Origin of the sequence: Bacillus sp. DU-106, assembly GCF_004799705.1 — a bacterium.
In the GTDB taxonomy this organism is placed as follows: domain Bacteria; phylum Bacillota; class Bacilli; order Bacillales; family Bacillaceae_G; genus Bacillus_A; species Bacillus_A cereus.
The window spans coordinates 4,216,793-4,239,395 of the sequence record NZ_CP026607.1 but is presented as its reverse complement, the minus strand read 5'-3'; the positions used below and the strand labels follow the sequence as shown (position 1 = coordinate 4,239,395).

Genomic DNA, 22,603 nt, shown 5'->3' with positions numbered 1-22,603 from the left:
TATATTTCCTCTCATGATATATATTTATATTAAAGATATGAGATAAAAAATATAGAATACGTTCTTTTTCTGCGATTATTAGTCCCTAACCTAATAATACACGAACGAGTTGAATGATTGTTTCATTCTCTACTTTGTAATAAATTTCCAATCCTTTTCTTTCACTAGAAACGATTTTAGCGCTTTTTAATTTTGCTAAATGCTGTGAAATTGTAGATTGTGGCATGTTTAAGCCAGTATACATTGTAGAAACGTTGCTTGGACCGCGCTCGATTAATCCTTTTACGATACATAAACGAACAGGATGAGCTAGCACTTTTAATAATTCTGCATTACTTTCATATAGTTCTAATTCTTTTTGAAAGGTTTCTAACATGTTCTTTTCCACCTCCGTGTGAGCTATTATACCATACTATACATACCAAAAATTTAAAGAAAAGAAAATAGTTGTTGCAGAAAAAAAGTCCTAAAGTAAAGAAATTGTAAGAAAAGAGACCCGGATGTAAATAAAATAGGTAAATTAGCATGTTTTTGTAAAATGACATTTTTGGGTGAAAATTTCGATGCGTTTTAAAAATTGAAAGATATAGATATATTTGTAACACAATTTTATCATGATTTTCTTATTCTTTCAAATGAATATACGAAATTTTTAAAATAATATGACAAAGGAATTATAATGATATATATAGAATATAAAACAGGTTAAAAGAAAAGAAGCTGAATGTCATTCGCTTCTTTATGGTGATAATGAAATATTTGATTACGGCTGATAAATCTTAGGATGATCAAGTCATTAGTCATTTATTCTAAAATTCATCTTTTAGCAACGTTAAAAATCTGTGATTCCATATGTTCTCATAAAAATCAATTGTCTCTTTTGCGGACATAAAAGGATTATTCAACGTAGAGGTTGTTTTCTGTCCCATAAAGTTTTCGTATCCTAGCCCGTGGGCAAACTTAATCGTTGCATCCATACAGTACTCTGTTTGGGCGCCACAAAATTCAATGCGATTTACAGATAATTGATCTAAAATTTCTTTTAAGTTTGTTTTATAAAATGAATTTGCATGTGTTTTTCTTACAAAAAAATCTTGTTCTTGAACATCTAGATCGGTATGAATAGCCCAAAGTTCTTTCTCGGGTACTAAATCATCATCACAATGTTGAACAAAAAGGATTGGTTTATTTAATTTTCTATATGAATAAATTCTTTTATTTACTTTTTTTAGTAAGTTCTGTAAATCAAATAAATGCTCCTCGCTATAACATACGCCATTTTGTAAATCGATAACGATTAAAATATCTGCACAAGTATCCATTATTTTCACCCCTTTTTATTTCTTAATATATCAATTAATCCATTATTTAGAAATAGATGATATACTTTTATTTTTTATGGACTATAAGAAAAGAAGAAATTCAAATGAATATAGCTAAACCGCATAAAAAGAAGATATGAAAACCTAATCTCATATCTTCTTTTTCTCTATGCATTTACAGGTTCTTCTACATAAGAAAGGGCATTTTCAAAATCGGATATTAAATCGTTAACATTTTCAAGACCGACTGATAACCGAAGTAATGAATTAGAGATTCCTCTTTTATCACGAGCTTCTTGCGACAGTGCTGCATGTGACATTTTTGCTGGATAAGAAAGAATTGACTCTACAGCTCCTAAACTAACTGCAAAAACAGGCAATTTTACTTTTGATAAAAATTTGCGGAGTGCATCTTCTGACTGCAAAGTAAACGATAAGACCGCTCCAGCTGATGTTGCTTGAGATTGTTGAATATCAAATCCGAGATGAGTTTGTAATCCCGGATAATAGACATTTTTTACTTTAGAGTGCTCTTGTAAATAATGTGCGATTTTATTGGCATTTTTAGCTGAATGTTCGAGGCGTACATGCAATGTTTTTAGACCGCGAAGTACGAGAGAACAATCTTGAGGTCCTAAAATAGCACCGAATGCATTTTGTAAAAATCCAAGCTTTTGAGCGAGTTCTGAATCTTTTACTACTGCTAATCCAGCAGTAACATCACTATGACCAGCAATAAATTTTGTAGCACTATGAAGAACGACATCAGCTCCAAGTTCAAGTGGTTTTTGGAATAGTGGTGTCAAAAATGTATTATCAACAAAAGTAAGAGCCCCAATAGATTTTGCGAGTTTAGAAACCTCGCGAATATCTGTCACTTTTAAAAGTGGGTTAGAAGGTGTTTCTACATAAAAGAGCTTTGTATTTGGTTTAATGTTTTGTTTTATTTCTTCTAAATTGGTCATATCAACAAATGTATGTGAAACACCGTAACGGGAGAGTACCTCAGTTATCACTCGGTAAGTGCCTCCGTACACATCTTCTGAAATGAGTACGTGATCACCTTGTGAAAGAAGGAGGAATGCAGTGGAAATCGCTGCAATGCCTGATGCAAAGGCGAATCCTTTTGTTCCGCCTTCTAATAAAGCAATGATATCTTCAAGAGCTTCACGAGTTGGGTTTCCTGACCTGCTATAGTCATATTTTCCGAACGTATCTACATCAAACTGGTGAAAAGTTGATGTGTTATAAATAGGAACGTTCACAGCGCCTGTTTGCGAGTCGTGTTTATATTGGTTGTGTAGTAAGAGTGTATCTATAGAATAGCTCATATTCTTACACCTTCTTTTACGAGTTTAATTGCTTGCTTTAAGTCTTGAATTAAATCGTTACTATTTTCAATGCCAACTGAGAATCGAAGAAGACGATTGCATACGCCGTTTGCTGTTCTAATTTCTTCAGGAATATCAGCATGTGTTTGCGTTGCTGGATAAGTCATTAAACTTTCTACACCACCAAGACTTTCGGCAAATGTAATTAAGGATAAAGATTGTAAGAATGGATTAATCCAAGCTTCATCTTTAAGGCGGAATGAGATCATGCCACCTCTTCCTGGATAAAATACATCTGTCACCCCGTCTTCATCATTTAAATACGCAACAACTGCTTTCGCATTTTCTTCATGTTGCCTCATGCGAAGCGCTAACGTTTTCATACCGCGAATTAATAACCATGAGTCAAATGGGCTTAAAACTGCACCTGATGCATTATGATAATGAGCGATTTCCTCGCAAAGTTCCTTTCCTTTTGCAACGACAAGCCCGCTTAGTACATCGTTATGTCCCCCTAAATATTTCGTTGCGCTATGAAGTACAATGTCAGCACCTTCTGTTAATGGTTGCTGTATATAAGGTGTGTAGAAAGTGTTGTCTACAATAAGGAGTAGTCCGTTCCTTTTCGCTACAGTTGCGACAGCAGCAATATCAGTAACTTGCATTAATGGATTAGTTGGAGTTTCTATGAAAATAGCCTTCGTTTCAGTTGTGATAGCTTGCTCAATTTGTTTAATAGACTGTGTATTTACGTATCTACATCGAACATTCCACTTTTTTTCATGCTCAGAAAATAATCGATACGTTCCCCCGTATAAATCTTCAGATACAATAAGTTCGTCTCCAGAGCGGAATAGAGAAAGGACGAGGAGAACAGCCGCCATCCCTGAACTACAGGCATAACCTTGTTCGCCATATTCTAAGTCTGCGATCGCCTGTTCTAAAAGACCTCGAGTTGGATTGCCAGTTCGTGAATAGTCAAAGCCAGTAGATTTACCAATTCCTTCGTGACGATAAGCGGTTGAGAAATAAACTGGTGGATTAACCGTTCCGGTTGTAGTTTCACTGCGATTTCCGATTTGTGCTAGTTTTGTTTCGATTGTTGACATATGAAAATTCCTCCTTTTTAAATTGAAACATTAAGTGAATATAAAATAAAAAAAGCCTTCTAAGAAGAAGGCTTTCGGTTTGAATAGAGTCTTCTTCTCATCTGTCAAATCTTTCACAATTTGCTGGAATTAGCACCTTATTAACAAAATGTTAATGGTTGCTGAGGCGTCACAGGGCCAGTCCCTCTACCTCTCTAGATAAGAATGTTCGTATGAAATTTTTATTATGTTTTTAACTTTACAATAAAATATAACTGAATTGCAACTTTATTTTAAATAATTTTTATTTTTCCGCAAGTGTCATTGACTTTTACTTTTGTGCATGCTAAATTTATTAAAAAATTAACAAACATTGTTAAAAGGGGAACGCATTTCCTTTTAGCTACATAAATAAAATAATAAAGACAACTCTTATTGAGAGCGGTGGAGGGAAAGGCCCTGTGAAACCCGGCAACCTTCAAACGAAATGTTTGAAACGGTGCTAATACCTGCAAAACGAATGTTTTGCATAATAAGAGGAGGAACGATTATGTCCCCCTCTTCAAAGTGAAGAGGGGGTTTTTATATTGATAGAAATGAGGGAGAGTCGTGAAATTACTAGATTTATTATCAAAAGGAATTGTAATAGGTGATGGTGCGGTTGGGACGTTATTGCATTCACATGGTTTGCAAAGTAGCTTTGAAGAATTGAATGTATCTGATCCAGACTTAATTATATCGATTCATAAACAATATGTAGCTGCTGGAGCAGATGTAATTCAAACGAATACGTATGGAGCAAATGAGGCGAAATTACGTATGTATGGTTTAGAAAATCAAGTTACAGAAATTAATAGAGCGGCAGTAAAACTAGCGAAAGCATCTGTGACAGATAAAAATGCAATTTTAGGAACAATTGGTGGTATGAAACATATCGGAGCTGTTACAACGACTGATATGGAAAGAGAGTTTATGTTACTTGAACAGGCAGGGGCTTTACTAGAAGAACAGGTTGATGGATTACTATTAGAAACTTTTTACGATGAATTTGAATTACTTCATGCCGTTAAAGTATTGCGTAAGCAAACGAATATTCCAATTGTTGCGCAATTAGCGTTACATGAAGCAGGTACGACTCAAAATGGAAATGATGTCAATGAAATATTAAAGCAACTTATAGATTACGGTGCAAATGTTGTTGGATTGAATTGTCAACTAGGGCCGCTTCATATGACGGAAGCTTTCAAAATGATATCGATTCCTCAAAATGGCTATTTATCAGCATACCCAAATGCAGGCCTCCCGAATTATGTGGATGGACGTTACGTATATGAGGGAAGTCCAGCTTATTTTGAAGCGATGACACCGAGATTTATTGAGCAAGGTATTCGGTTATTGGGTGGTTGTTGTGGTACGACTCCAGAACATATTCAAAGTATGAAGCGCGCTGTTGCGAATATTACCCCTGTAATAGAAAAAGACACGATTCAAAGGCCGAAAGTCGTTCATACGCATGAGAAACGTTCGAAGGCTCACGTCACTCTAGCAGAGAAAGCGAAAAAACAAACAACAGTTGTAGTGGAATTAGATCCACCGAAAACGTTAGATACACAGCGTTTTTTTGAAGGAGCAAGAGCGTTAAAAAGAGCGGGAGCAGATGCTATTACTCTAGCAGATAATTCATTAGCATCGCCTCGTGTTTCTAATATGGCGATGGGTGCGTTATTAACGAAGCATGATATCCCAGTATTGACGCATTTAACGTGTAGAGATCATAACGTCATTGGACTACAATCTCATTTGTTAGGTTTATCGGCGTTAGGGATGGAAGAAGTGTTAGCTTTAACTGGTGATCCAGCGCGCGTTGGTGATTTTCCCGGTGCCACTTCTGTATATGATTTATCCTCTATTGAGCTTATTAAAATGATTAAAGAAATGAACGATGGACGTTCAATTTTAGGGAAATCAATTGGACCGGCGACAAGGTTTTCTGTAGGCGGCGCATTTAATCCTCACGTGAGGCACTTAAAAGCAGCGGTTAAGCGAATGGAACGAAAAATAGATGCTGGAGCGGAGTATTTTTTAACTCAGCCAATTTACGATATCAAGTTAATTGAAGAAGTGTATGAAGCGACAAAGCATTTGGAACAACCTATTTTTATTGGAATTATGCCGTTAGTAAGTAAGCGGAATGCAGATTTTCTTCATTTTGAGGTGCCGGGTATTACTCTTCCTGAAGAAATAAGAGAGAGAATGGATGGACATGAAACGAAAGAGGCAGCAATTGAGGAAGGGATCCGCATTTCACAAGAATTGGTCGACGCAGCGATGAAATATTTTAATGGTATTTATCTTATTACACCATTTTTAAAGTATGAAATTACAGAACATCTTGTTAAATATGTAAGAGAAAAGCAAGAAGTGAAAGAAGGTATTAATTGATGAAGTGTATAGAAGAAAAATTAAAAAATAGCATTTTAATATTAGATGGTGCAATGGGGACAATGATTCAGCAAGAGGATTTAACTGCTGAAGATTTCGGAGGAGAAGAGTACGAGGGCTGTAATGAATATTTAGTGGAAACAAGACCAGACGTTATTTTAAAGATTCATAAAGCTTATATTGAAGCTGGAGCGGATATTATTGAAACAAATACATTTGGAGCAACGAATATTGTACTAAGTGATTATGATCTGTCTCATTTAGATGAAGAACTAAATGAAAAGGCAGCACTTTTGGCGAAGCAAGCTGTTAAAGAAAGCGGGAAGGAAGTATATGTTGCGGGAGCGATGGGACCAACAACGAAAGCAATTAGTGTTACAGGTGGTGTGACTTTTGAAGAATTGATTGAGGCTTATACAAGGCAGGCACGAGGATTATTAAAAGGAGCAGTTGATGTATTACTCGTTGAGACGAGTCAAGATATGCGTAACGTGAAAGCAGCTTATATTGGAATTCAAGCCGCTTTTGAAGAACTGAAAAAAACGGTTCCTATTATGATTTCAGGAACGATTGAGCCAATGGGAACGACTCTGGCTGGGCAAACAATTGAAGCTTTTTATTTATCAGTAGAACATATGAAACCATTATCTGTTGGGTTAAACTGTGCGACTGGTCCGGAGTTTATGAGGGACCATATTCGTTCACTATCTGATTTATCGGAGTGTTACATTTCTTGTTATCCAAATGCAGGTCTTCCTGATGAAGATGGACATTACCATGAATCTCCATCTTCTCTTGCTGAAAAGGTGAAGCGATTTGCTGAAGAAGGATGGGTTAATATTATTGGTGGTTGTTGTGGCACGACACCAGAACATATAAAAGCAATGAAATCCGCGCTAGCATCTCTTAGGCCTCGTGACCATCATGAGAGAGAAGGACATGGAATTAGTGGATTAGAAGCACTGCAATATGATGAGTCTATGAGACCGTTATTTGTAGGTGAAAGAACGAATGTTATTGGGTCACGTAAATTTAAACGCTTAGTAGCAGAAGGGAAATTTGAAGAGGCTGCTGAAGTGGCAAGAGCGCAAGTGAAGAAAAATGCTCATATTATTGACATTTGTATGGCAGATCCTGATCGCGATGAAATAGAAGATATGGAAAACTTCTTAGCAGAAGTTACGAAAGTTTTAAAAGTACCGATTATGATTGATTCAACAGATGAAAATGTGATGGAGCGAGCTCTTACTTATATTCAAGGAAAAGCTGTTATTAATTCAATTAATTTAGAAGATGGAGAAGAACGATTTAAAAAAGTGACACCGCTTCTTCAAAAGTATGGTGCCGCTATAGTTGTAGGAACAATTGATGAAGACGGTATGGCGGTTAGTGCGGAACGAAAGATAGAAATTGCGAAAAGAAGCTATGAATTACTTACAAAGAAGTATGGGATACGCCCGTCAGATATTATTTTTGATGCACTTGTGTTTCCAGTAGGGACAGGTGATGAAGAATATATTGGCTCAGCGGCAGCGACTATAGAAGGAATTCGCCTTATTAAAGAAGCGTTACCAGAGTGTTTAACGATTTTAGGTGTAAGTAACATATCATTTGGTTTACCACCGGCTGGACGTGAAGTATTAAATTCAGTCTTTTTATATCATGCTACGAAAGCAGGATTAGATTACGCGATTGTGAATACGGAAAAATTAGAACGCTATGCGTCGATTCCAGAGGAAGAAAAACGCCTTGCAGATGCATTACTGTTTGAAACGACGAAAGAGACGTTAGAAGAATTTACAAACTTTTACCGAGTTGCTAAAAAGAAAGATGTCGTTGTGCAAGAAACGTTAACGCTTGATGAAAGACTAGCAAATTATATTGTAGAAGGTACGAAACAAGGATTACACGAGGATTTAAGTCTTGCACTTGAAGAAGGAAGAAAACCTCTTGATATTATTAACGGTCCGCTTATGACAGGGATGGACGAGGTAGGACGACTATTTAATAATAATGAACTTATTGTTGCTGAAGTATTGCAAAGTGCCGAAAGTATGAAAGCCGCTGTAAGCTATTTAGAGCCACATATGGAATCTAGTGATAGTGCGAAAAAAGGGAAAGTATTGTTAGCAACTGTAAAAGGTGACGTGCATGATATTGGGAAAAATCTCGTTGAAATTATTTTAGCGAATAACGGATATGAGATTATTAATTTAGGAATTAATGTACGTTCGGATCGAATTGTTCAAGAAGTACAAGAAAAGAAGCCGGACATTATAGGCCTTTCAGGTTTATTAGTAAAATCAGCTCAACAAATGGTAACGACTGCTGAAGATTTAAAAGCGGCAAATATTGATGTGCCCATTGTTGTAGGTGGTGCAGCGTTAACGAGAAAGTTTACAGATAATCGGATTTCACCATCATATAAAGGACTCGTTTGTTATGCGAGTGATGCGATGACGGGGCTCGATATTATTAATAAGCTTCAAAAAGAAGAAGAGCGTGAGAAGATGAAGCAGGATAAAAAAGAACGTCATCTTCATATCGTAAAAAAAGAGGAGAAGAAAGTAGAAATTCCAGCAGTAATTGAGCCATTACCAAAATCAGAGGTTATGGTGCCTGATTCAACAAAACGAATTGTATTACGAGATGTTCCCGCCCTTCATCTCGCACCATTTCTGAATAGACAAATGCTACTTGGGCATCACCTTGGATTAAAAGGAAATGTGAAGAAGCTTTTGAAAGAGGGAGATAAGAGAGCACATGAATTAAATGATTTAATAGATGAATTATTGCAGGAAGGACAATCTTGGTTAAAGCCGAAAGCAGTGTATCAATTTTTCCCAGCGCAAAGCGACGGACAAAACATTGTAATATATGATCCAGAAGATCATACGCGTGTTATAGAGCGTTTCACATTCCCTAGACAAGGAAAGGCTCCCTATCGTACTTTAGGTGATTATTTGCGCCCAATAGGAGATGAGATGGACTATGTTGCTTTCTTATCTGTTACGGTTGGGGAAGGAGTTCGGGATATTGCTGAAGAGTGGAAGGCGAAAGGTGATTACCTACGTAGTCATGCCATTCAATCGTTAGCGCTTGAATTAGCGGAAGGACTTGCTGAAAAAACACATATGCTCATTCGTGACCGCTGGGGCATTCCGGACTCACCTGAACTGACGATGGAAGAACGTTTCCGTACGAAATATAGAGGAATACGAGTGTCATTTGGTTATCCGGCGTGTCCAGAACTTGCAGATCAAGAAAAGCTATTTCGCTTAATTCATCCAGAGGAAATAGGTATTTCATTAACAGAAGGATTCATGATGGAGCCAGAAGCGTCCGTAACGGCTATGGTATTTTCTCACCCTGAGGCAAGATATTTTAGTGTATTATAGTCTAGAAGGGGGAGACGTATGAAGAAAATAGTCTTTACAGGTGGCGGTTCGGCAGGACATGTAACACCTAATTTAGCCATTATCCCATATTTACAGGAAGACAACTGGGATATCTCTTATATTGGTTCTCACCAAGGTATTGAGAAAACGATTATAGAAAAGGAAGGCATTCCCTACTATAGTATTTCGAGTGGAAAGCTACGTCGTTATTTTGATTTAAAAAATATAAAAGATCCTTTTCTTGTAATGAAGGGTGTTATGGATGCGTATGTAAGAATTCGAAAACTAAAACCAGATGTGATTTTTTCAAAAGGCGGTTTCGTATCTGTACCAGTCGTAATTGGCGGATGGCTAAATAGAGTACCAGTTTTATTGCATGAATCTGATATGACGCCAGGACTAGCAAATAAAATTGCGCTTCGTTTTGCTTCGAAAATATTTGTTACATTTGAAGAAGCAGCGAAACATTTACCGAAAGAAAAAGTAATATATACGGGGTCTCCTGTACGTGAAGAAGTGCTGAAGGGAAATCGTGAAAAAGGTTTAGCGTTTTTAGGTTTTTCACGTAAAAAGCCAGTTATTACGATTATGGGAGGCAGCTTGGGCGCGAAAAAAATTAATGATACGGCTCGAGAAGCATTACCAGAACTTCTTAAAAAGTATCAAATTGTTCACCTTTGCGGAAAAGGTAACCTTGATGAAAGTTTACAAAATAAAGAAGGATATAGACAATTTGAATATGTACATGGAGAACTGCCAGATATATTAGCGGTAACAGATTTTGTTATTTCACGCGCGGGCTCCAACGCAATTTTTGAATTTTTAACATTACAAAAGCCGATGGTTTTAATTCCATTATCGAAATTTGCAAGCCGTGGAGATCAAATATTAAATGCAGAGTCCTTTGAAAGACAAGGATATGCCTCCGTATTATATGAAGAAGATGTAAATGTAAAATCTCTTATAAAGTATGTCGAAGAATTAAATCAAAATAATGAGAAGTATAAAACAGCACTAAAAAAATATAATGGAAAAGAAGCAATTAAAACAATCATTCAAAATATTTCAGAGGCATGATGAAATAATCATGCCTCTTTTAGTAGGGTGAAAGATTCCAAGAATTGATATTTTTATGTTACAATAAAGTGAAACTTTAATCAGTTGGGTGCATCCCACATCTAACTTCTTTACTGTTACTGAATTTTGAGGAGGGAGTCTTACTGCCCTCAAATAGCGGGATAACAAATGGGTTAATAGGGAAATTCCAATTAATGAGGCGTGAAAATACGAATGGATTAGGAGTGACTGTGTTGGAGCTAAGTCTCTATGAAAATACTGCACTTATTATATGCTTTGTGTTGTACGTTGGTAGTGTTATTGTTTATATTTCAAGGAAATTTTCGCAAGAAAGAGAGCTTGAAAAGTCGGAGATAACAGCTGAACTAGAAATGTTAGCTGATGAAAGTTATAAAAAACAAAAAATAAAAGAAGACCATGAAGCATCCCATCATTTAAACGCAAATAAGTTTTAAAGATGGGGATTTTTTTTGAAGTTGTTCTTTATTGTAGCTATAACAAATAACGCTAAAAAGGAGTTTCCCTATACATAATGAAGGAGTGTATATAAATGAATTTTTATATCGCCTCAGGTTTCCAAAATAAACATCTTGTACGTTCCGTAGCAAATGAACTGAAACATGCAGGATGGCACCATACATATGATTGGACCAAAAACGAAAAAGCAGCAAATGAAGAACAATTAAGAGAAATTGGTCAGGCAGAACAAAATGCTGTAAAAGAAGCGGATGTATTTTTACTTATATTAGATGGCGGAAATGGGAGCCATACAGAGTTTGGAATGGCGATTGCACTAGAGAAAACGATATATGTATATCATGCAGGAAGCCCGCTCCAAACAACGTTCTATCACTTGCCAGAAATAAATATTTTTGAAGGAGATGTAGCTGAGTTTGCATCTTATGTTATGAATCATATGAAATAATAGTAACTACCTAAAAGGTTATAAAAGTGATCTTTTGGGTACAGTGATGATAAGAAACGTATATAAAGGAGTACATAATATGAAATTAGAAAATGGATGGGAAACGAGCTTTTTAGAAGTCGTACAAAATAGTGAATTTAAGAAAGAGGCACTTCTTAGTCAATTGCTTTGTCAGGATAGTGAAGAAGTAGAAGAGCTTGTGGATGATTACGGCTACGAAGAACTTGTTGAACGTGAACATGATGATGAGTTAGCTGAAATCTTAGGAGAAGAACTTTTTAGTGAGATGGAACGCCAAGTATTCTTATCTTCAAACCCAGAAGAAAAATTGATTTCATTCGTCAATGGATTAGGTTTTCATGTGTTAGATTGGATCGTTCTTCTTGAAACAGAATTTGGCATTGATAGTGCAAACTTTACATCAGATGCTGTGAAGGTGTTAGAAAAGCGTTTCAGACAGTTTCCATACATAGAGGACAAGACAATTTTTGATATGACATTTGGAGAATCGATGGATGTATTAGAATCTGTTACAGGATTACAACTAAAGGAAAAGATGAACGTATAATGAAAAAAGAACGTGATTGGATCACGTTCTTTTTTTACATAATAATAATTTTATCATCTAGTTTTGTCTGCCCGGTAAGAAGTGCGTTTAAATATTCCACTTTTCTTATACAAGCTTGTATATGTCTTTCAATCTCTTGTAACTCTGCTTGGTGATGTGTTTCAATTGGATGAATTTGTACGTTGAATTTTTCAAATTGACTACTATATGTTATTTCTGCATAGCCGCTCATAATATCGGTTTCGTTATGAAATAAAAATTGCCTCGTTTTGTCACAGAATGATACATCCTGAAAGCCATATACTTTTAATGCTTCAATTACTTTTTTAATCATTTTTGTATTCATTTTTTAACCCTCTTTACGAAGTTCTACTTATATATTATAACATAAAAAATTACATAGAAAGCGCTTCCAAGTGTGTTTTATTATAAACTTTACGTTTCAATCACAAAAATGAAACAAAGAAAAAATAATTGTAAAGAAGGAAGGACTCTTTTATTGTTTCGTCATATATATAGAGAAATAGTGCAATGAAAGGAAATTTTCCGAGGTGGAGATCGTATTTCCAATTTGAGCGCAGTAAAAGAGGTGAGAATTTTGAACTTTGATATTGTAGGACAAAAAGCATATATAAAAGATGGACCGCATCGGAACCGAATTGGAATTGTAAAGAAAAATGAGACAAAATTAGCATCGCAGTTTGCTATTGTAATTGGAGAACAAGTCATTGATGTAGAGCTAAAGGATATCGTGTTAGTTGGAGTAGACGTAGGACAATTTCATAAATGGTGCGAACAAAATGGTTATTTGTGAAAAGGACGGGCTGTGAGATAATGAAATATATTTGAGGAAAGAGGATATGTTATTGTATTCTCTTTTTCTATGTTTAAGGAGGCGAAAATGAAATATAAAGAACAGGAGTTTACGTTGGAGTTAAAAGAGAACATTCAATGTATGGAGAAGGAAATAGAGCGAATATCACTTAAACTGCATAAAGAGTATTCACATTTATACATAGAAAAACACATGGAATTAGATATGGGATTTGCAAGAGAAAAAGAGAATCCCTTTGAGGTGGGTTATTATTCATCAGTTGCTATAGCTATATTAGATGAAGAAAAAGAGCTGATTGGATTTCATAATATTCCAATTTGGAAATGTGAAAGAATCTTTTTAGGAATGCCAATTCAATCAAACATTTTGGGGAGTAAGAAAGTAGGGGAACTCGCTGATGAATCTTGTTATGAGATTGGGGAAGAGTTAAAAGAGCAACTAGAAGAATACTTAGAGTGATAATTCTCAAGATAAAATCTATAAAGAGGGGACGGAATAAAAAAGACGCTAACAATTGTATGTTAGCGTCTTTTTTCATTATGAAGCAATTTCACCAGTTTTTGTATCATCTTGATTGTACGTATCTTGATCTAATTCACCAAGCCATTTACTTGAAATAAGACCTGCTGTCATAGAGCCACTTACGTTAAGAGCTGTACGCCCCATATCGATTAATGGCTCAACCGAGATAACTAGAGCAACAATACCGATTGGTAAGTTCATTGTAGATAGTACGATTAAAGCTGCGAATGTTGCGCCGCCACCAACTCCGGCAACACCGAATGAGCTAATAGCAACAACAGCGATTAAAGTTAAAATAAATTGTGGTTGTAATGGATCAATTCCTACAGTTGGAGCGACCATCATTGCAAGCATTGCTGGATAAATACCTGCGCAACCGTTTTGTCCGATAGATACCCCAAATGAAGCTGCGAAGTTTGCAATTCCTTCGGAAATACCAAGCTTTTCTTTTTGCGCTTCAATATTTAATGGCATCGCACCAGCACTAGAGCGAGATGTGAATGCAAATGTTAATACAGGGAACACCTTTTTTAAATATTGAATTGGATTTAAACCAGATAGCGCAATTAATAATAAGTGGATAACGAACATTACGATAAGTGCTACGTAAGACGCTAACACGAAGTTGCCAAGTTTTAAAATAGCATTTATGTCGCTACCAGCAACTGTTTTTGCCATAAGAGCTAATACGCCGTATGGAGTAAGGCGTAAAATTAATGTTACCATACGCATTACGATTGCATATACAGCATCAAGCATCTTCTTAAATAGCTCTGCTTGTTCTGGATATTTTCGTTTTACACCTATAAAGGCAATGCCGATAAAGGCTGCAAATATTACGACAGAAATTGTTGATGTTGGACGAGCGCCTGTTAAATCAAGAAACGGATTTGTAGGTAATAGCTCTAATAATTTATCTGGAATTGTTGTCTTTTCAATAGAAGTAAATCTTTCTTCAACTAGTTTCAGTCGAGCAGATTCTGCATCACCTTGTTGTAGGCCGGTTGCAGATACATCAAATCCTGCACTTGCAGCGATACCGACAGCTGCAGCGATTCCTGTAGTAAGAATTAAAATACCGATAATAAGGCCACTAATTTTACCAAGGTTTTTCGTTAACTGTAATTTTGTAAATGCTGAAATAATAGATACTAAAATAAGTGGCATAACGATCATTTGAAGTAATTTTACATAACCGTTACCGATTAAGCCAAACCAAGTATTTGATTCAATAATTACTTTAGAAGTTGGCTCATAAATAAATTGTAATATAAGACCGAATAAAATTCCGACTCCTAAAGCGGTAAATACACGTTTATTAAAAGATACATGCTTACGTTGCATATAATATAATACGCCAACTAAGATGAGCATGACTGCAACGTTAATTCCGACAAGCAGTGTATTCATGTTGATTCCCCCTAATTCCAATCTGTTATATAGAATATAAGGTAATAAAACCTATAAGTCAACTAGGAAATTCCGGAATTAAAAAAAAGATGGCAAAATGCCATCTTTTAATGTCCAGCCCCAGGCACAAGTAAGAATGTCGTGTAGTATGTAAATCCTATGAAGAAAACAGTTAAATATGCCCCAAATACGTATATATACATACGCTCTGTTAATTTTAAATAGCTTAAAAGTACGAAGAAACCTGTTTGTCCTAAAAATAGTAGTGCGGCCGGTTGCATATCCCCTACGTAAAACATAACCGAGAAAATTCCAGTCCAAAAGCCGAGAACGCGAAACATGCGCTCCATGCCATCTCCCTCCTTTTCTAAAAAAAGTAAACCTCACCTCATTATAGTTTATTTTTCTTACTATTGTAAATATTCGTTCATATAAAAAGAAGCCAATTATTATTGGCTTCTTTTTATATGAAAAATTAAATTGTTAGTTTATAATTACAAGATTTACATCCATCTAATAGACTATCATTTCGAGTTAATTCCATGTTAGGGAATAGGATTTCAAAAATCCCTTTCATCATATCTCCGTGCATGTTACAAATTTCAGTTGGATGATGAACAGCAACTTCTTTAAATGGACAATTGTGTACATCATAGAAAATTTTTGTTCCATCTGCACTTAATTCAAATGCAGGTGATAAGCCAGCTGTTGAGAAAGCTTCTTTTGCAATTTGAACTTTTTGTTCCACTGTTAAAGCATCTTCACTCACATTTAAACGTTGCATATGTTGTTGCATTAATTCAGCTCCGAATTGTTTTCCTGTTTCGTATAGCGCTTTCTCACCAGCAGCACCAAGACTAAGTAAAGAATTAAATGCGATTCTTGCTAACAATTGATAATCACGGAATGGAAATTGTAATTGGATAACATCTTCAGATAAGACATACAATCTGCTCGGTCGTCCGCCTTTTCCAGTTTTCTTCGTTTCCGATTTTAGCATATGAACATCTTCTAATTTAGATAAATGTAAACGCGCTACGTTTGGATGAATGTCAAACTCATCTGCAATTTCTTGTACCGTTACGTAACTATGTTTTTGCGAAATATATTTATAAATGTAATAACGAGTTGGGTCAGATAATACACCTGTAATTTTTAAAGCTTGTTCCATGAGGATCTCCACCTTTATCACTTTATCCAAGATAATAACATTATAATACAGATAAACATGAGTATAGGTAATTTCAGACAATAATTCGGAAATTGTTCATAATTTCACAAACATATTTTTCCTTTTTCCTCTATTGAAAATACAAAAGTCCAAATTTTTATTGCGCATGTTTTCATGCTATATACATAGTGAGGAGGGAAAAGTGATGAATGGGATTGAAATTTTTGCGAATGCAATTTTAAAAGAAGCGTGTAGGGTACAAGCGTCAGATTTACATATTGTGCCCCGGCAGAAGGATGTAGCGGTGCAACTACGTATAGGAAAAGATTTAATGACGAGACAGTGTATTGAAAAGGAGTTTGGAGAAAAACTTGTCTCACATTTCAAATTTTTAGCATCTATGGACATAGGCGAGAAACGGAAGCCACAGAATGGTTCGTTGTATTTGCAAATTGATGGACAAGAAGTGTATTTACGCCTTTCAACACTTCCAACAGTATATCAAGAAAGTCTCGTTATTCGCCTTCATTTACAAGCATCTGTTCAGCCCTTATCACATCTTTCGTTATTTCCAAGTACGGCAGCAAAACTACTCTCGTTTTTACGCTATTCACAGGGGCTACTTGTGTTTACTGGACCGACTGGATCTGGGAAGACGACGACAATGTATGCATTATTAGAGGTAATTAGAAAAAAGAAAACACGTCGCATCATTACACTTGAAGATCCGGTTGAAAAAAGAAGTGACGATGTATTACAAATTCAAATAAATGAAAAAGCGGGTCTCACATATGAAACAGGATTAAAGGCTATTTTACGTCATGATCCAGATATTATTTTAGTCGGTGAAATCCGTGATGAAGAAACAGCAAAAATAGCTATAAGAGCAAGTTTGACAGGACATTTAGTAATGACAACACTGCATACGAATGATGCGAAAGGAGCAATCATTCGCTTCATGGATTATGGTATAACGAGGCAAGAGATTGAACAGTCTTTATTGGCTGTAGCTGCACAGCGACTTGTCGAATTGAAGTGTCCGTTTTGCAGAGGAAAGTGCTCAACTTTATGTAAATCAATGAGGCAAGTAAGGCAGGCTAGCATATATGAGCTACTATATGGATATGAGTTAAAACAAGCGCTTAAAGAAGCTGGTGGAGAATGTGTTACTTACAAACATGAGACTTTAGAATCGTCAATACGAAAAGGATATGCTTTAGGTTTTTTAGAAGAAGATGTTTATGTTTAAGAAAACATGGAGTTTAAGTGATCAAGTAGTATTGTTGAAACGTTTAGGAGAATTATTAGAAAAAGGCTACTCTCTTTTACAAGCATTAGAATTTTTACAGTTTCAATTACCTGTAGAAAAGAAAGTACAATTGCAGCGCATGATTGAGGGGTTAAAAGATGGGAAAAGTCTACACGATTCTTTTCATCAGTTAAAGTTTCATCAGGACATGTTAAGTTATTTATTTTATGCCGAGCAACATGGTGATATTTCTTTTGCTTTGCAACAAGGAAGTGCACTTCTTTATAAGAAAGATAAGTATAGGAGAGACATGATGAAAATAATGCAGTATCCTATGTTTTTGATGTTTTTTCTACTAATCATGCTCTTTATTTTTAAACTCATTTTATTACCTCAGGTTGAAATGGTTTATAGTTCGTTCGGTTCTAATACACCACTACTTACAGAACAAATTTTAAGTGCAATAAAACTGCTACCTTACATTATTTTAACCGCTATTTTAACTGTTATTATTGGAGGTATTTTATACATGTTGTATTTTAGGAAACTTCCACATATTAGACAGGTAAAAATTATGCTTCGTATTCCCCTCATCAAAACATTTCTTATTTTAAAGCATTCACATTATTTTGCTACTCAGTTGAGTGGTTTATTAAATGGTGGACTATCAGTATGTGAAGCTTTAACAATAATGATGGAGCAAAGATATCATCCGTTCTTTAAATATGAAGCGAGCCGGATTGAAAGACAATTAATTGGAGGAGAACAGTTACAATCTATCATTGCTAAAAGTGGGTATTACGAGAAAGAACTTTCTTATGTTATTACGCATGGACAAGCAAACGGCAATTTAGGGATTGAATTAGGTGACTATAGCGATCTTATTATGGAAAAGATGGAACGGAAAATTAAACATATGTTAGTTATCATTCAGCCTATTTTATTTACATGTATTGGAGGAATCGTTGTCCTTATGTACTTAGCGATGATTATGCCGATGTTTCAAATGATGAATTCTATTTAGGGGGCATTTGTATGCAGAATGAGGAAGGGTTTACTCTGTTAGAGATGCTATTAGTAATGGTTGTCATAACTATATTATTACTATTAATTATTCCGAATGTAGTTACACAGCGCTCATCGGTCCAAGGAAAAGGTTGTGCAGCTTACGTGAAATCTATAGAAGCGCAAATACAAGTATATCAATTACAACATAATAAAATTCCATCGTTAAAAGAACTGACAGATGAAAAGTATATTACAACTGATAAGTGCCCGAATGGCGAATCTATTCATATTTCAGATGATGGCGCAGTATCAATTAGGGCATTGTGAAACAACAGGGGTTTACTTTTTTAGAAATGTTACTCGTTTTATTTGCTATTTCTGTATTAAGTATAGTTACGTATTTTAGTGTTCATTCCTTATACGAGCGACAAAAAGTTGAACAATTTTTGAGACAGTTTTCAAATGATATTTTGTATATGCAGCAATTAGCGATAAACCGTCAAAAGCACTATACATTACGTTGGCATAAAGATAGAAATATGTATGCTATAAAAGAGTCAGGTACAAAGTATTATATCGTCAAGCGAGAGTATGAAGAAGATATACAAATTGATTTGCATACGTTTCCAAATCCGATGACATATAATCCAAGTGGAAATATTAATAGAGGTGGTACGATTATAATTTCGTATCGAAATTATAAATATGAAATTGTATTTCAGCTTGGAAGAGGGAGATTTACGTATCGTGAAATGTCAAAAAGGATCCATAATGGCTGAAATGATTGTATCGTTAAGTGTTTTAATGATGGCTGTATCGTTACTACTACCGCAAACAGTATTAGTTATGCAAGAAAGAAAAAATATACAAATTCGTTATAAGGCAACTGGATTATTAAAAAAAGAAGCAGCTATATATATGTATGGAAATGAAGACAAGCGAATAATAGAAAAGAATATAAATGGAATTGTGTATTACACATATTGGGGAGGCAATGAAGTTTGTACTGTGTGGAGAGATGTGAAAGACAGAATGATGGAACAATGCTTTTATGTAGGAGAAAAAATAAATTAGAATTTGGTTTTTCATTAATAGAAATGATTGTATGTCTGTTTCTATTATCAATATTTTTTTTGCTCTTTCCCCGCCTACATTTCATTGAAATGGAAAATAAACAGTCGAAAGGGTTAAATGATTGGGAGTGGGATGTGTATTTAGGGCAAATGCAATTGGAGTTTCGTGAAGTATCATCTGGAGAACAGCTAGCATTTGAAAATGGAGAAAGTATTTTACGATTCCGATCGCGTAATGGGAGTGAAGTATCGTATGAAAAAGAGAATAGTCGTCTTATAAGAAAGGTAAATAGGCGCGGGAGGGAAGTTGTTTTACAAAATATTGGAACGGTTTCTTACAAACTAACACCTCATGTACTCATTATAAATGTGAAAGATACTAGTGGGAAAATATATGAAGGTGTAGTTATGCGATATAGCGAAATAGGAATAAACGTATGAGAAAGCAAAATGGATTTACAATGCCTGGAACGATTATCTTTCTTATTTTATTAACTTCTTTTTTTATATACGAAACAAATATGTTGTTTACAGATAAAAATTTTTATATAGAAATAGAACAAAAGTTTTTATTGGATGAATTACTTAACCGATCTATTACAGATATAAAAAAAGATTTACAGCAAAAAGAAAAAGAAGGTACATTTTTCTTTCAGTATGAAAAGGGAGAAGCGAGTGGAAATTATGTCTTTGAAAATGATTTAATTCTCGTTACGTTGCAGTGCACACTCAAACAGGAAGCTTTCTATACGGTAGGTTTTCGGTATAGAAAAAAGGATGGGAAAATAGTCGATTGGATAGAAGGATAATGTATAAAATATATGTAAATAAACCAAGGTTTCCTATTGTAAATTAAATTGATTTTTTAGAAGAAATGGATAAATATAATGATTAAAAGTTTAAATTTTCTCAAAAAAGAGAAAGGTAGAAAGAATATGATATATTCATGCTATCCAATCATTATTTTTAGGGAGAATAGGGAAATGACAAACAACAATCAAATAGGTGAAAATAAGGAACAAACTATTTTTGATCATAAAGGAAATACGATTATGACAGAAGATAGAGAAATACACATTATTTCAAAATTTGAAGAACCTCTTATTGTCGTATTAGCAAATGTACTAAGTGATGAAGAATGTGATGAATTGATTGAAATGTCTAAAAATAAAATGGAGCGTTCTAAAATTGGTTCATCACGTGATGTAAATGATATTCGAACAAGTAGCGGTGCATTTTTGGAAGATAATGAATTTACTTCAAAGATTGAAAAACGAATTTCATCTATCATGAATGTTCCTGCGTCGCATGGTGAAGGATTGCACATTTTAAATTATGAAGTGGATCAACAATATAAAGCACACTATGATTATTTTGCGGAACATAGTAGATCAGCTGCTAACAATCGTATTAGTACGCTTGTAATGTACTTAAATGATGTAGAAGAAGGCGGCGAAACGTACTTCCCAAAATTAAATCTTTCTGTACACCCTAGAAAGGGAATGGCAGTATACTTTGAGTATTTTTATCAAGATCAATCATTAAACGAGCTTACGTTACACGGAGGGGCACCTGTAACGAAAGGCGAGAAATGGATTGCAACGCAGTGGGTGAGAAGAGGTACTTATAAGTAAAAGCGAATGTTACGTTTTGTTCTTCATAGTATAAGAACAAAACGTTTTTTTATTAAACAAAGTAGCATCTTTCGTTATAATAACAATTAATAAATGACGATTGAGAGGACAGAAAATGAAATCTATATACATAACCGGCTATATGGGAGCAGGGAAAACAACAATTGGAAAAGCATTAAGTCAAGAACTTCAAATGGATGTTGTAGATACTGATCAAAAAATCGAAGAGAAGCAAGAGAAGGCAATTCGTGATATTTTTGCCGAAGAAGGCGAAACGGCTTTTCGGGAATATGAAAGCGAAATGTTACGTTCGCTACCAGTCCATAATGTCATTATTACAACTGGTGGGGGAATTATTGAACGAGCAGAAAATCGCAAGTGGATGAAAGAGAACGGAACTGTCGTGTATTTATATTGTGATCCGCATGTAATTGCAGAAAGGCTTCGTGAAGATACGACACGTCCACTATTTCAAAAGAAAGATATAGATGCATTTGTAACGAAATTTGAATTACGCCGAGCTTATTATGAAGAGGCTCATATTCATATCGATACGACAAATAAGTCTGTAAAGCAAATTATGAATGAATTAAAGGAAAAGATTAATGTATAAAAAAGTGGACATACTAATCAAGTAGAGGTGATGATAATATGTCTACTAATGATTATGTTCGCTTTGTGACGCAGCAGTTTGTGTCGTATATGGATGCTCCAAAAGAAGATCGAAAACAAAAGAAAGAACAACGCCGTGCTGAAAAAGAGCCATTTATGAATAAGTGGTTTGGTGTTATGCCGCTGAGTGCTGCTTTGTTTTATCGAAATGTAAAAAGTAAAAGAAAAAAATCAAGTTAAATTTTAGTCATATGTCTAGCAAAATAAAGATGCCCTAGTGTCGTAATACACTAGGGCATCTTTGTTTACCGCACGGATTCTTGTTCTTCCGTAACGGCATGTATTTTATTGTTCACCCATACAAATCCTATTCCGATACAAATAGAAATGCCCCATCCGACAGCGGTCATAATCGCTCTCATTTCACCGTAGCCATCTACACCAAAAACAGAGATGAAATAAATTTTTAAAAAGCTTTTTAATATAAATTGTAGCCCGAAAAATAACGTTAAATATTGCAGTGCTGGATATATACGACTATCACGATAAAGCTCACGACTTTTATCACGGTCATGACCTTGAAGTGCGGCAATATCTGCTGCGAAATATAACATAAGTGGTTTTTTTATAAAAATTGTACATATAACAATAATGCCGAGTACGATGTGATAATACGCATCGTTCCATAACATTCGTTCAGCTGATCCAGATAATAGATCTACCGTTGTATTAGAAATGAGTGTAATTAAAATAAAGAACCCTGTTACGTTAAACTGTTTTTCTTTTTTAAAGGTATACAGTGTATAAATAATCCCCGGAACAGAGGAAAGTAACATCGCGTAATAAGGATCGATATAAGGTTTTGCAAATTTCCAAATGAGGAATGGGATTACGAGATAAAAGACAAGATCTAATATAGCTTTTTTATTTTGATTCAT

27 protein-coding genes and 2 riboswitches are annotated in these 22,603 nt (G+C 35.0%); of the genes, 18 read left to right on the top strand and 9 right to left on the bottom strand.

Going from position 1 to position 22,603, the window contains the following annotated elements; genetic code table 11:
* Positions 1-85: 85 nt before the first annotated feature.
* From C3Y97_RS21540 to metI, 4 genes are all read right to left on the bottom strand, one after another.
* On the bottom strand, positions 86-376 hold the full coding sequence (locus C3Y97_RS21540; RefSeq protein ID WP_000894377.1) for an ArsR/SmtB family transcription factor: 291 nt from the start codon (positions 374-376) through the stop codon (positions 86-88).
* A 433-nt stretch (positions 377-809) separates the two neighbouring features.
* Complete coding sequence (locus C3Y97_RS21535) at positions 810-1,322, bottom strand: cysteine hydrolase family protein (RefSeq protein ID WP_000379156.1); 513 nt, start codon at positions 1,320-1,322, stop codon at positions 810-812.
* 167 nt (positions 1,323-1,489) lie between these two features.
* Entirely contained in the window at positions 1,490-2,653 is a 1,164-nt protein-coding gene (metC, locus tag C3Y97_RS21530) for a cystathionine beta-lyase (protein ID WP_000122299.1), read from the bottom strand.
* Positions 2,650-3,762 (bottom strand): cystathionine gamma-synthase/O-acetylhomoserine thiolyase, encoded by a 1,113-nt coding sequence (gene metI, locus C3Y97_RS21525; protein ID WP_000103897.1) that lies wholly within the window; start codon positions 3,760-3,762, stop codon positions 2,650-2,652. The genes metC and metI overlap by 4 nt, the downstream gene beginning before the upstream one ends.
* A gap of 94 nt (positions 3,763-3,856) precedes the next feature.
* A riboswitch (SAM riboswitch) is annotated at positions 3,857-3,967 on the bottom strand.
* A gap of 203 nt (positions 3,968-4,170) precedes the next feature.
* Positions 4,171-4,280, top strand: a riboswitch (SAM riboswitch).
* A gap of 70 nt (positions 4,281-4,350) precedes the next feature.
* Here metI and C3Y97_RS21520 point away from each other — a divergent pair.
* From C3Y97_RS21520 to C3Y97_RS21495, 6 genes are all read left to right on the top strand, one after another.
* Positions 4,351-6,183: a bifunctional homocysteine S-methyltransferase/methylenetetrahydrofolate reductase gene (locus tag C3Y97_RS21520; RefSeq protein ID WP_000770352.1), complete on the top strand. Its 1,833-nt coding sequence runs from the start codon at positions 4,351-4,353 to the stop codon at positions 6,181-6,183.
* Complete coding sequence (gene metH / locus C3Y97_RS21515) at positions 6,183-9,581, top strand: methionine synthase (protein ID WP_000649674.1); 3,399 nt, start codon at positions 6,183-6,185, stop codon at positions 9,579-9,581. The genes C3Y97_RS21520 and metH overlap by 1 nt, the downstream gene beginning before the upstream one ends.
* A gap of 18 nt (positions 9,582-9,599) precedes the next feature.
* The gene (gene murG / locus C3Y97_RS21510) at positions 9,600-10,658 is read left to right on the top strand and encodes an undecaprenyldiphospho-muramoylpentapeptide beta-N-acetylglucosaminyltransferase (protein ID WP_000724776.1); all 1,059 of its coding nucleotides are present in this window, start codon (positions 9,600-9,602) and stop codon (positions 10,656-10,658) included.
* Between the two features lie 194 nt (positions 10,659-10,852).
* A complete protein-coding gene (locus C3Y97_RS21505; protein ID WP_001250699.1) occupies positions 10,853-11,113 on the top strand; it encodes a DUF3966 domain-containing protein in 261 nt (86 codons plus the stop codon).
* A gap of 95 nt (positions 11,114-11,208) precedes the next feature.
* Positions 11,209-11,583 carry a nucleoside 2-deoxyribosyltransferase gene (locus C3Y97_RS21500; RefSeq protein ID WP_001012342.1) on the top strand — a complete coding sequence of 125 codons (375 nt, stop codon included), beginning with the start codon at positions 11,209-11,211 and terminating at the stop codon, positions 11,581-11,583.
* A gap of 79 nt (positions 11,584-11,662) precedes the next feature.
* A complete protein-coding gene (locus C3Y97_RS21495) occupies positions 11,663-12,151 on the top strand; it encodes a hypothetical protein (RefSeq protein WP_000764267.1) in 489 nt (162 codons plus the stop codon).
* A gap of 34 nt (positions 12,152-12,185) precedes the next feature.
* Here C3Y97_RS21495 and C3Y97_RS21490 read toward each other — a convergent pair whose 3' ends face one another.
* Positions 12,186-12,497, bottom strand: coding sequence for a hypothetical protein (locus tag C3Y97_RS21490; protein ID WP_001093239.1), 312 nt, complete (start codon positions 12,495-12,497; stop codon positions 12,186-12,188).
* Positions 12,498-12,749: 252 nt separating this feature from the next.
* Between C3Y97_RS21490 and C3Y97_RS21485 the strand changes: the two genes are divergently transcribed.
* Both C3Y97_RS21485 and C3Y97_RS21480 read left to right on the top strand, forming a co-directional pair.
* Positions 12,750-12,965: a DUF3912 family protein gene (locus tag C3Y97_RS21485; protein WP_001008327.1), complete on the top strand. Its 216-nt coding sequence runs from the start codon at positions 12,750-12,752 to the stop codon at positions 12,963-12,965.
* An 87-nt stretch (positions 12,966-13,052) separates the two neighbouring features.
* Positions 13,053-13,445 carry a hypothetical protein gene (locus C3Y97_RS21480; protein ID WP_000875395.1) on the top strand — a complete coding sequence of 131 codons (393 nt, stop codon included), beginning with the start codon at positions 13,053-13,055 and terminating at the stop codon, positions 13,443-13,445.
* Between the two features lie 78 nt (positions 13,446-13,523).
* On the opposite strand, the gene C3Y97_RS21475 is transcribed toward C3Y97_RS21480, so the two are convergent.
* The 3 genes from C3Y97_RS21475 to C3Y97_RS21465 all read right to left on the bottom strand — a co-directional run bounded on the left by C3Y97_RS21475 (position 13,524) and on the right by C3Y97_RS21465 (position 16,089).
* Positions 13,524-14,918 (bottom strand): L-cystine transporter, encoded by a 1,395-nt coding sequence (locus C3Y97_RS21475; protein WP_001094345.1) that lies wholly within the window; start codon positions 14,916-14,918, stop codon positions 13,524-13,526.
* Between the two features lie 107 nt (positions 14,919-15,025).
* On the bottom strand, positions 15,026-15,268 hold the full coding sequence (locus C3Y97_RS21470) for a DUF2626 domain-containing protein (protein ID WP_000440716.1): 243 nt from the start codon (positions 15,266-15,268) through the stop codon (positions 15,026-15,028).
* A 125-nt stretch (positions 15,269-15,393) separates the two neighbouring features.
* On the bottom strand, positions 15,394-16,089 hold the full coding sequence (locus tag C3Y97_RS21465; RefSeq protein WP_000434125.1) for a helix-turn-helix transcriptional regulator: 696 nt from the start codon (positions 16,087-16,089) through the stop codon (positions 15,394-15,396).
* A 205-nt stretch (positions 16,090-16,294) separates the two neighbouring features.
* On the opposite strand from C3Y97_RS21465, the gene comGA reads away from it, so the two are divergent.
* The 10 genes from comGA to C3Y97_RS21415 all read left to right on the top strand — a co-directional run bounded on the left by comGA (position 16,295) and on the right by C3Y97_RS21415 (position 21,905).
* A complete protein-coding gene (gene comGA, locus C3Y97_RS21460; protein WP_001013170.1) occupies positions 16,295-17,338 on the top strand; it encodes a competence type IV pilus ATPase ComGA in 1,044 nt (347 codons plus the stop codon).
* Positions 17,331-18,362 (top strand): competence type IV pilus assembly protein ComGB, encoded by a 1,032-nt coding sequence (comGB, locus tag C3Y97_RS21455; protein WP_000475187.1) that lies wholly within the window; start codon positions 17,331-17,333, stop codon positions 18,360-18,362. The genes comGA and comGB overlap by 8 nt, the downstream gene beginning before the upstream one ends.
* Before the next feature lie 11 nt (positions 18,363-18,373).
* On the top strand, positions 18,374-18,673 hold the full coding sequence (gene comGC, locus C3Y97_RS21450) for a competence type IV pilus major pilin ComGC (protein WP_001178687.1): 300 nt from the start codon (positions 18,374-18,376) through the stop codon (positions 18,671-18,673).
* Positions 18,670-19,125: a competence type IV pilus minor pilin ComGD gene (gene comGD / locus C3Y97_RS21445; RefSeq protein ID WP_000813141.1), complete on the top strand. Its 456-nt coding sequence runs from the start codon at positions 18,670-18,672 to the stop codon at positions 19,123-19,125. The genes comGC and comGD overlap by 4 nt, the downstream gene beginning before the upstream one ends.
* Positions 19,118-19,420, top strand: a complete 303-nt coding sequence (locus C3Y97_RS21440) for a hypothetical protein (protein WP_000829469.1) — start codon at positions 19,118-19,120, stop codon at positions 19,418-19,420. The genes comGD and C3Y97_RS21440 overlap by 8 nt, the downstream gene beginning before the upstream one ends.
* A complete protein-coding gene (gene comGF / locus C3Y97_RS21435; RefSeq protein ID WP_000923101.1) occupies positions 19,390-19,860 on the top strand; it encodes a competence type IV pilus minor pilin ComGF in 471 nt (156 codons plus the stop codon). The genes C3Y97_RS21440 and comGF overlap by 31 nt, the downstream gene beginning before the upstream one ends.
* The gene (gene comGG / locus C3Y97_RS21430) at positions 19,857-20,228 is read left to right on the top strand and encodes a competence type IV pilus minor pilin ComGG (RefSeq protein ID WP_001231317.1); all 372 of its coding nucleotides are present in this window, start codon (positions 19,857-19,859) and stop codon (positions 20,226-20,228) included. The genes comGF and comGG overlap by 4 nt, the downstream gene beginning before the upstream one ends.
* A 174-nt stretch (positions 20,229-20,402) precedes the next feature.
* Positions 20,403-21,053, top strand: a complete 651-nt coding sequence (locus C3Y97_RS21425; protein ID WP_000183856.1) for a 2OG-Fe(II) oxygenase — start codon at positions 20,403-20,405, stop codon at positions 21,051-21,053.
* Positions 21,054-21,168: 115 nt separating this feature from the next.
* Positions 21,169-21,666, top strand: a complete 498-nt coding sequence (locus C3Y97_RS21420) for a shikimate kinase (RefSeq protein WP_000836660.1) — start codon at positions 21,169-21,171, stop codon at positions 21,664-21,666.
* A 38-nt stretch (positions 21,667-21,704) separates the two neighbouring features.
* Positions 21,705-21,905 (top strand): YqzE family protein, encoded by a 201-nt coding sequence (locus C3Y97_RS21415; RefSeq protein ID WP_000106083.1) that lies wholly within the window; start codon positions 21,705-21,707, stop codon positions 21,903-21,905.
* Between the two features lie 65 nt (positions 21,906-21,970).
* Here the strand turns inward: C3Y97_RS21415 and C3Y97_RS21410 are convergent, their stop codons facing one another.
* Positions 21,971-22,603 (bottom strand): VC0807 family protein, encoded by a 633-nt coding sequence (locus tag C3Y97_RS21410; RefSeq protein WP_001075112.1) that lies wholly within the window; start codon positions 22,601-22,603, stop codon positions 21,971-21,973.

Excerpts from the sequence above, each read along its gene's own strand:
- C3Y97_RS21440 (WP_000829469.1), top strand. The coding sequence starts at position 19,118 with ATGGCTGAAATGATTGTATCGTTAAGTGTTTTAATGATGGCTGTATCG.
- metC (WP_000122299.1), bottom strand. The coding sequence starts at position 2,653 with ATGAGCTATTCTATAGATACACTCTTACTACACAACCAATATAAACAC.
- C3Y97_RS21540 (WP_000894377.1), bottom strand. The coding sequence starts at position 376 with ATGTTAGAAACCTTTCAAAAAGAATTAGAACTATATGAAAGTAATGCA.
- C3Y97_RS21470 (WP_000440716.1), bottom strand. The coding sequence starts at position 15,268 with ATGGAGCGCATGTTTCGCGTTCTCGGCTTTTGGACTGGAATTTTCTCG.
- C3Y97_RS21500 (WP_001012342.1), top strand. The coding sequence starts at position 11,209 with ATGAATTTTTATATCGCCTCAGGTTTCCAAAATAAACATCTTGTACGT.
- C3Y97_RS21465 (WP_000434125.1), bottom strand. The coding sequence starts at position 16,089 with ATGGAACAAGCTTTAAAAATTACAGGTGTATTATCTGACCCAACTCGT.
- comGA (WP_001013170.1), top strand. The coding sequence starts at position 16,295 with ATGAATGGGATTGAAATTTTTGCGAATGCAATTTTAAAAGAAGCGTGT.
- comGB (WP_000475187.1), top strand. The coding sequence starts at position 17,331 with ATGTTTAAGAAAACATGGAGTTTAAGTGATCAAGTAGTATTGTTGAAA.
- C3Y97_RS21425 (WP_000183856.1), top strand. The coding sequence starts at position 20,403 with ATGACAAACAACAATCAAATAGGTGAAAATAAGGAACAAACTATTTTT.
- C3Y97_RS21480 (WP_000875395.1), top strand. The coding sequence starts at position 13,053 with ATGAAATATAAAGAACAGGAGTTTACGTTGGAGTTAAAAGAGAACATT.
- C3Y97_RS21495 (WP_000764267.1), top strand. The coding sequence starts at position 11,663 with ATGAAATTAGAAAATGGATGGGAAACGAGCTTTTTAGAAGTCGTACAA.
- murG (WP_000724776.1), top strand. The coding sequence starts at position 9,600 with ATGAAGAAAATAGTCTTTACAGGTGGCGGTTCGGCAGGACATGTAACA.
- C3Y97_RS21420 (WP_000836660.1), top strand. The coding sequence starts at position 21,169 with ATGAAATCTATATACATAACCGGCTATATGGGAGCAGGGAAAACAACA.
- C3Y97_RS21490 (WP_001093239.1), bottom strand. The coding sequence starts at position 12,497 with ATGAATACAAAAATGATTAAAAAAGTAATTGAAGCATTAAAAGTATAT.
- metI (WP_000103897.1), bottom strand. The coding sequence starts at position 3,762 with ATGTCAACAATCGAAACAAAACTAGCACAAATCGGAAATCGCAGTGAA.
- C3Y97_RS21505 (WP_001250699.1), top strand. The coding sequence starts at position 10,853 with ATGAGGCGTGAAAATACGAATGGATTAGGAGTGACTGTGTTGGAGCTA.
- C3Y97_RS21475 (WP_001094345.1), bottom strand. The coding sequence starts at position 14,918 with ATGAATACACTGCTTGTCGGAATTAACGTTGCAGTCATGCTCATCTTA.
- C3Y97_RS21415 (WP_000106083.1), top strand. The coding sequence starts at position 21,705 with ATGTCTACTAATGATTATGTTCGCTTTGTGACGCAGCAGTTTGTGTCG.
- comGF (WP_000923101.1), top strand. The coding sequence starts at position 19,390 with ATGCTTTTATGTAGGAGAAAAAATAAATTAGAATTTGGTTTTTCATTA.
- comGC (WP_001178687.1), top strand. The coding sequence starts at position 18,374 with ATGCAGAATGAGGAAGGGTTTACTCTGTTAGAGATGCTATTAGTAATG.
- comGG (WP_001231317.1), top strand. The coding sequence starts at position 19,857 with ATGAGAAAGCAAAATGGATTTACAATGCCTGGAACGATTATCTTTCTT.
- metH (WP_000649674.1), top strand. The coding sequence starts at position 6,183 with ATGAAGTGTATAGAAGAAAAATTAAAAAATAGCATTTTAATATTAGAT.
- C3Y97_RS21410 (WP_001075112.1), bottom strand. The coding sequence starts at position 22,603 with ATGAATCAAAATAAAAAAGCTATATTAGATCTTGTCTTTTATCTCGTA.
- C3Y97_RS21535 (WP_000379156.1), bottom strand. The coding sequence starts at position 1,322 with ATGGATACTTGTGCAGATATTTTAATCGTTATCGATTTACAAAATGGC.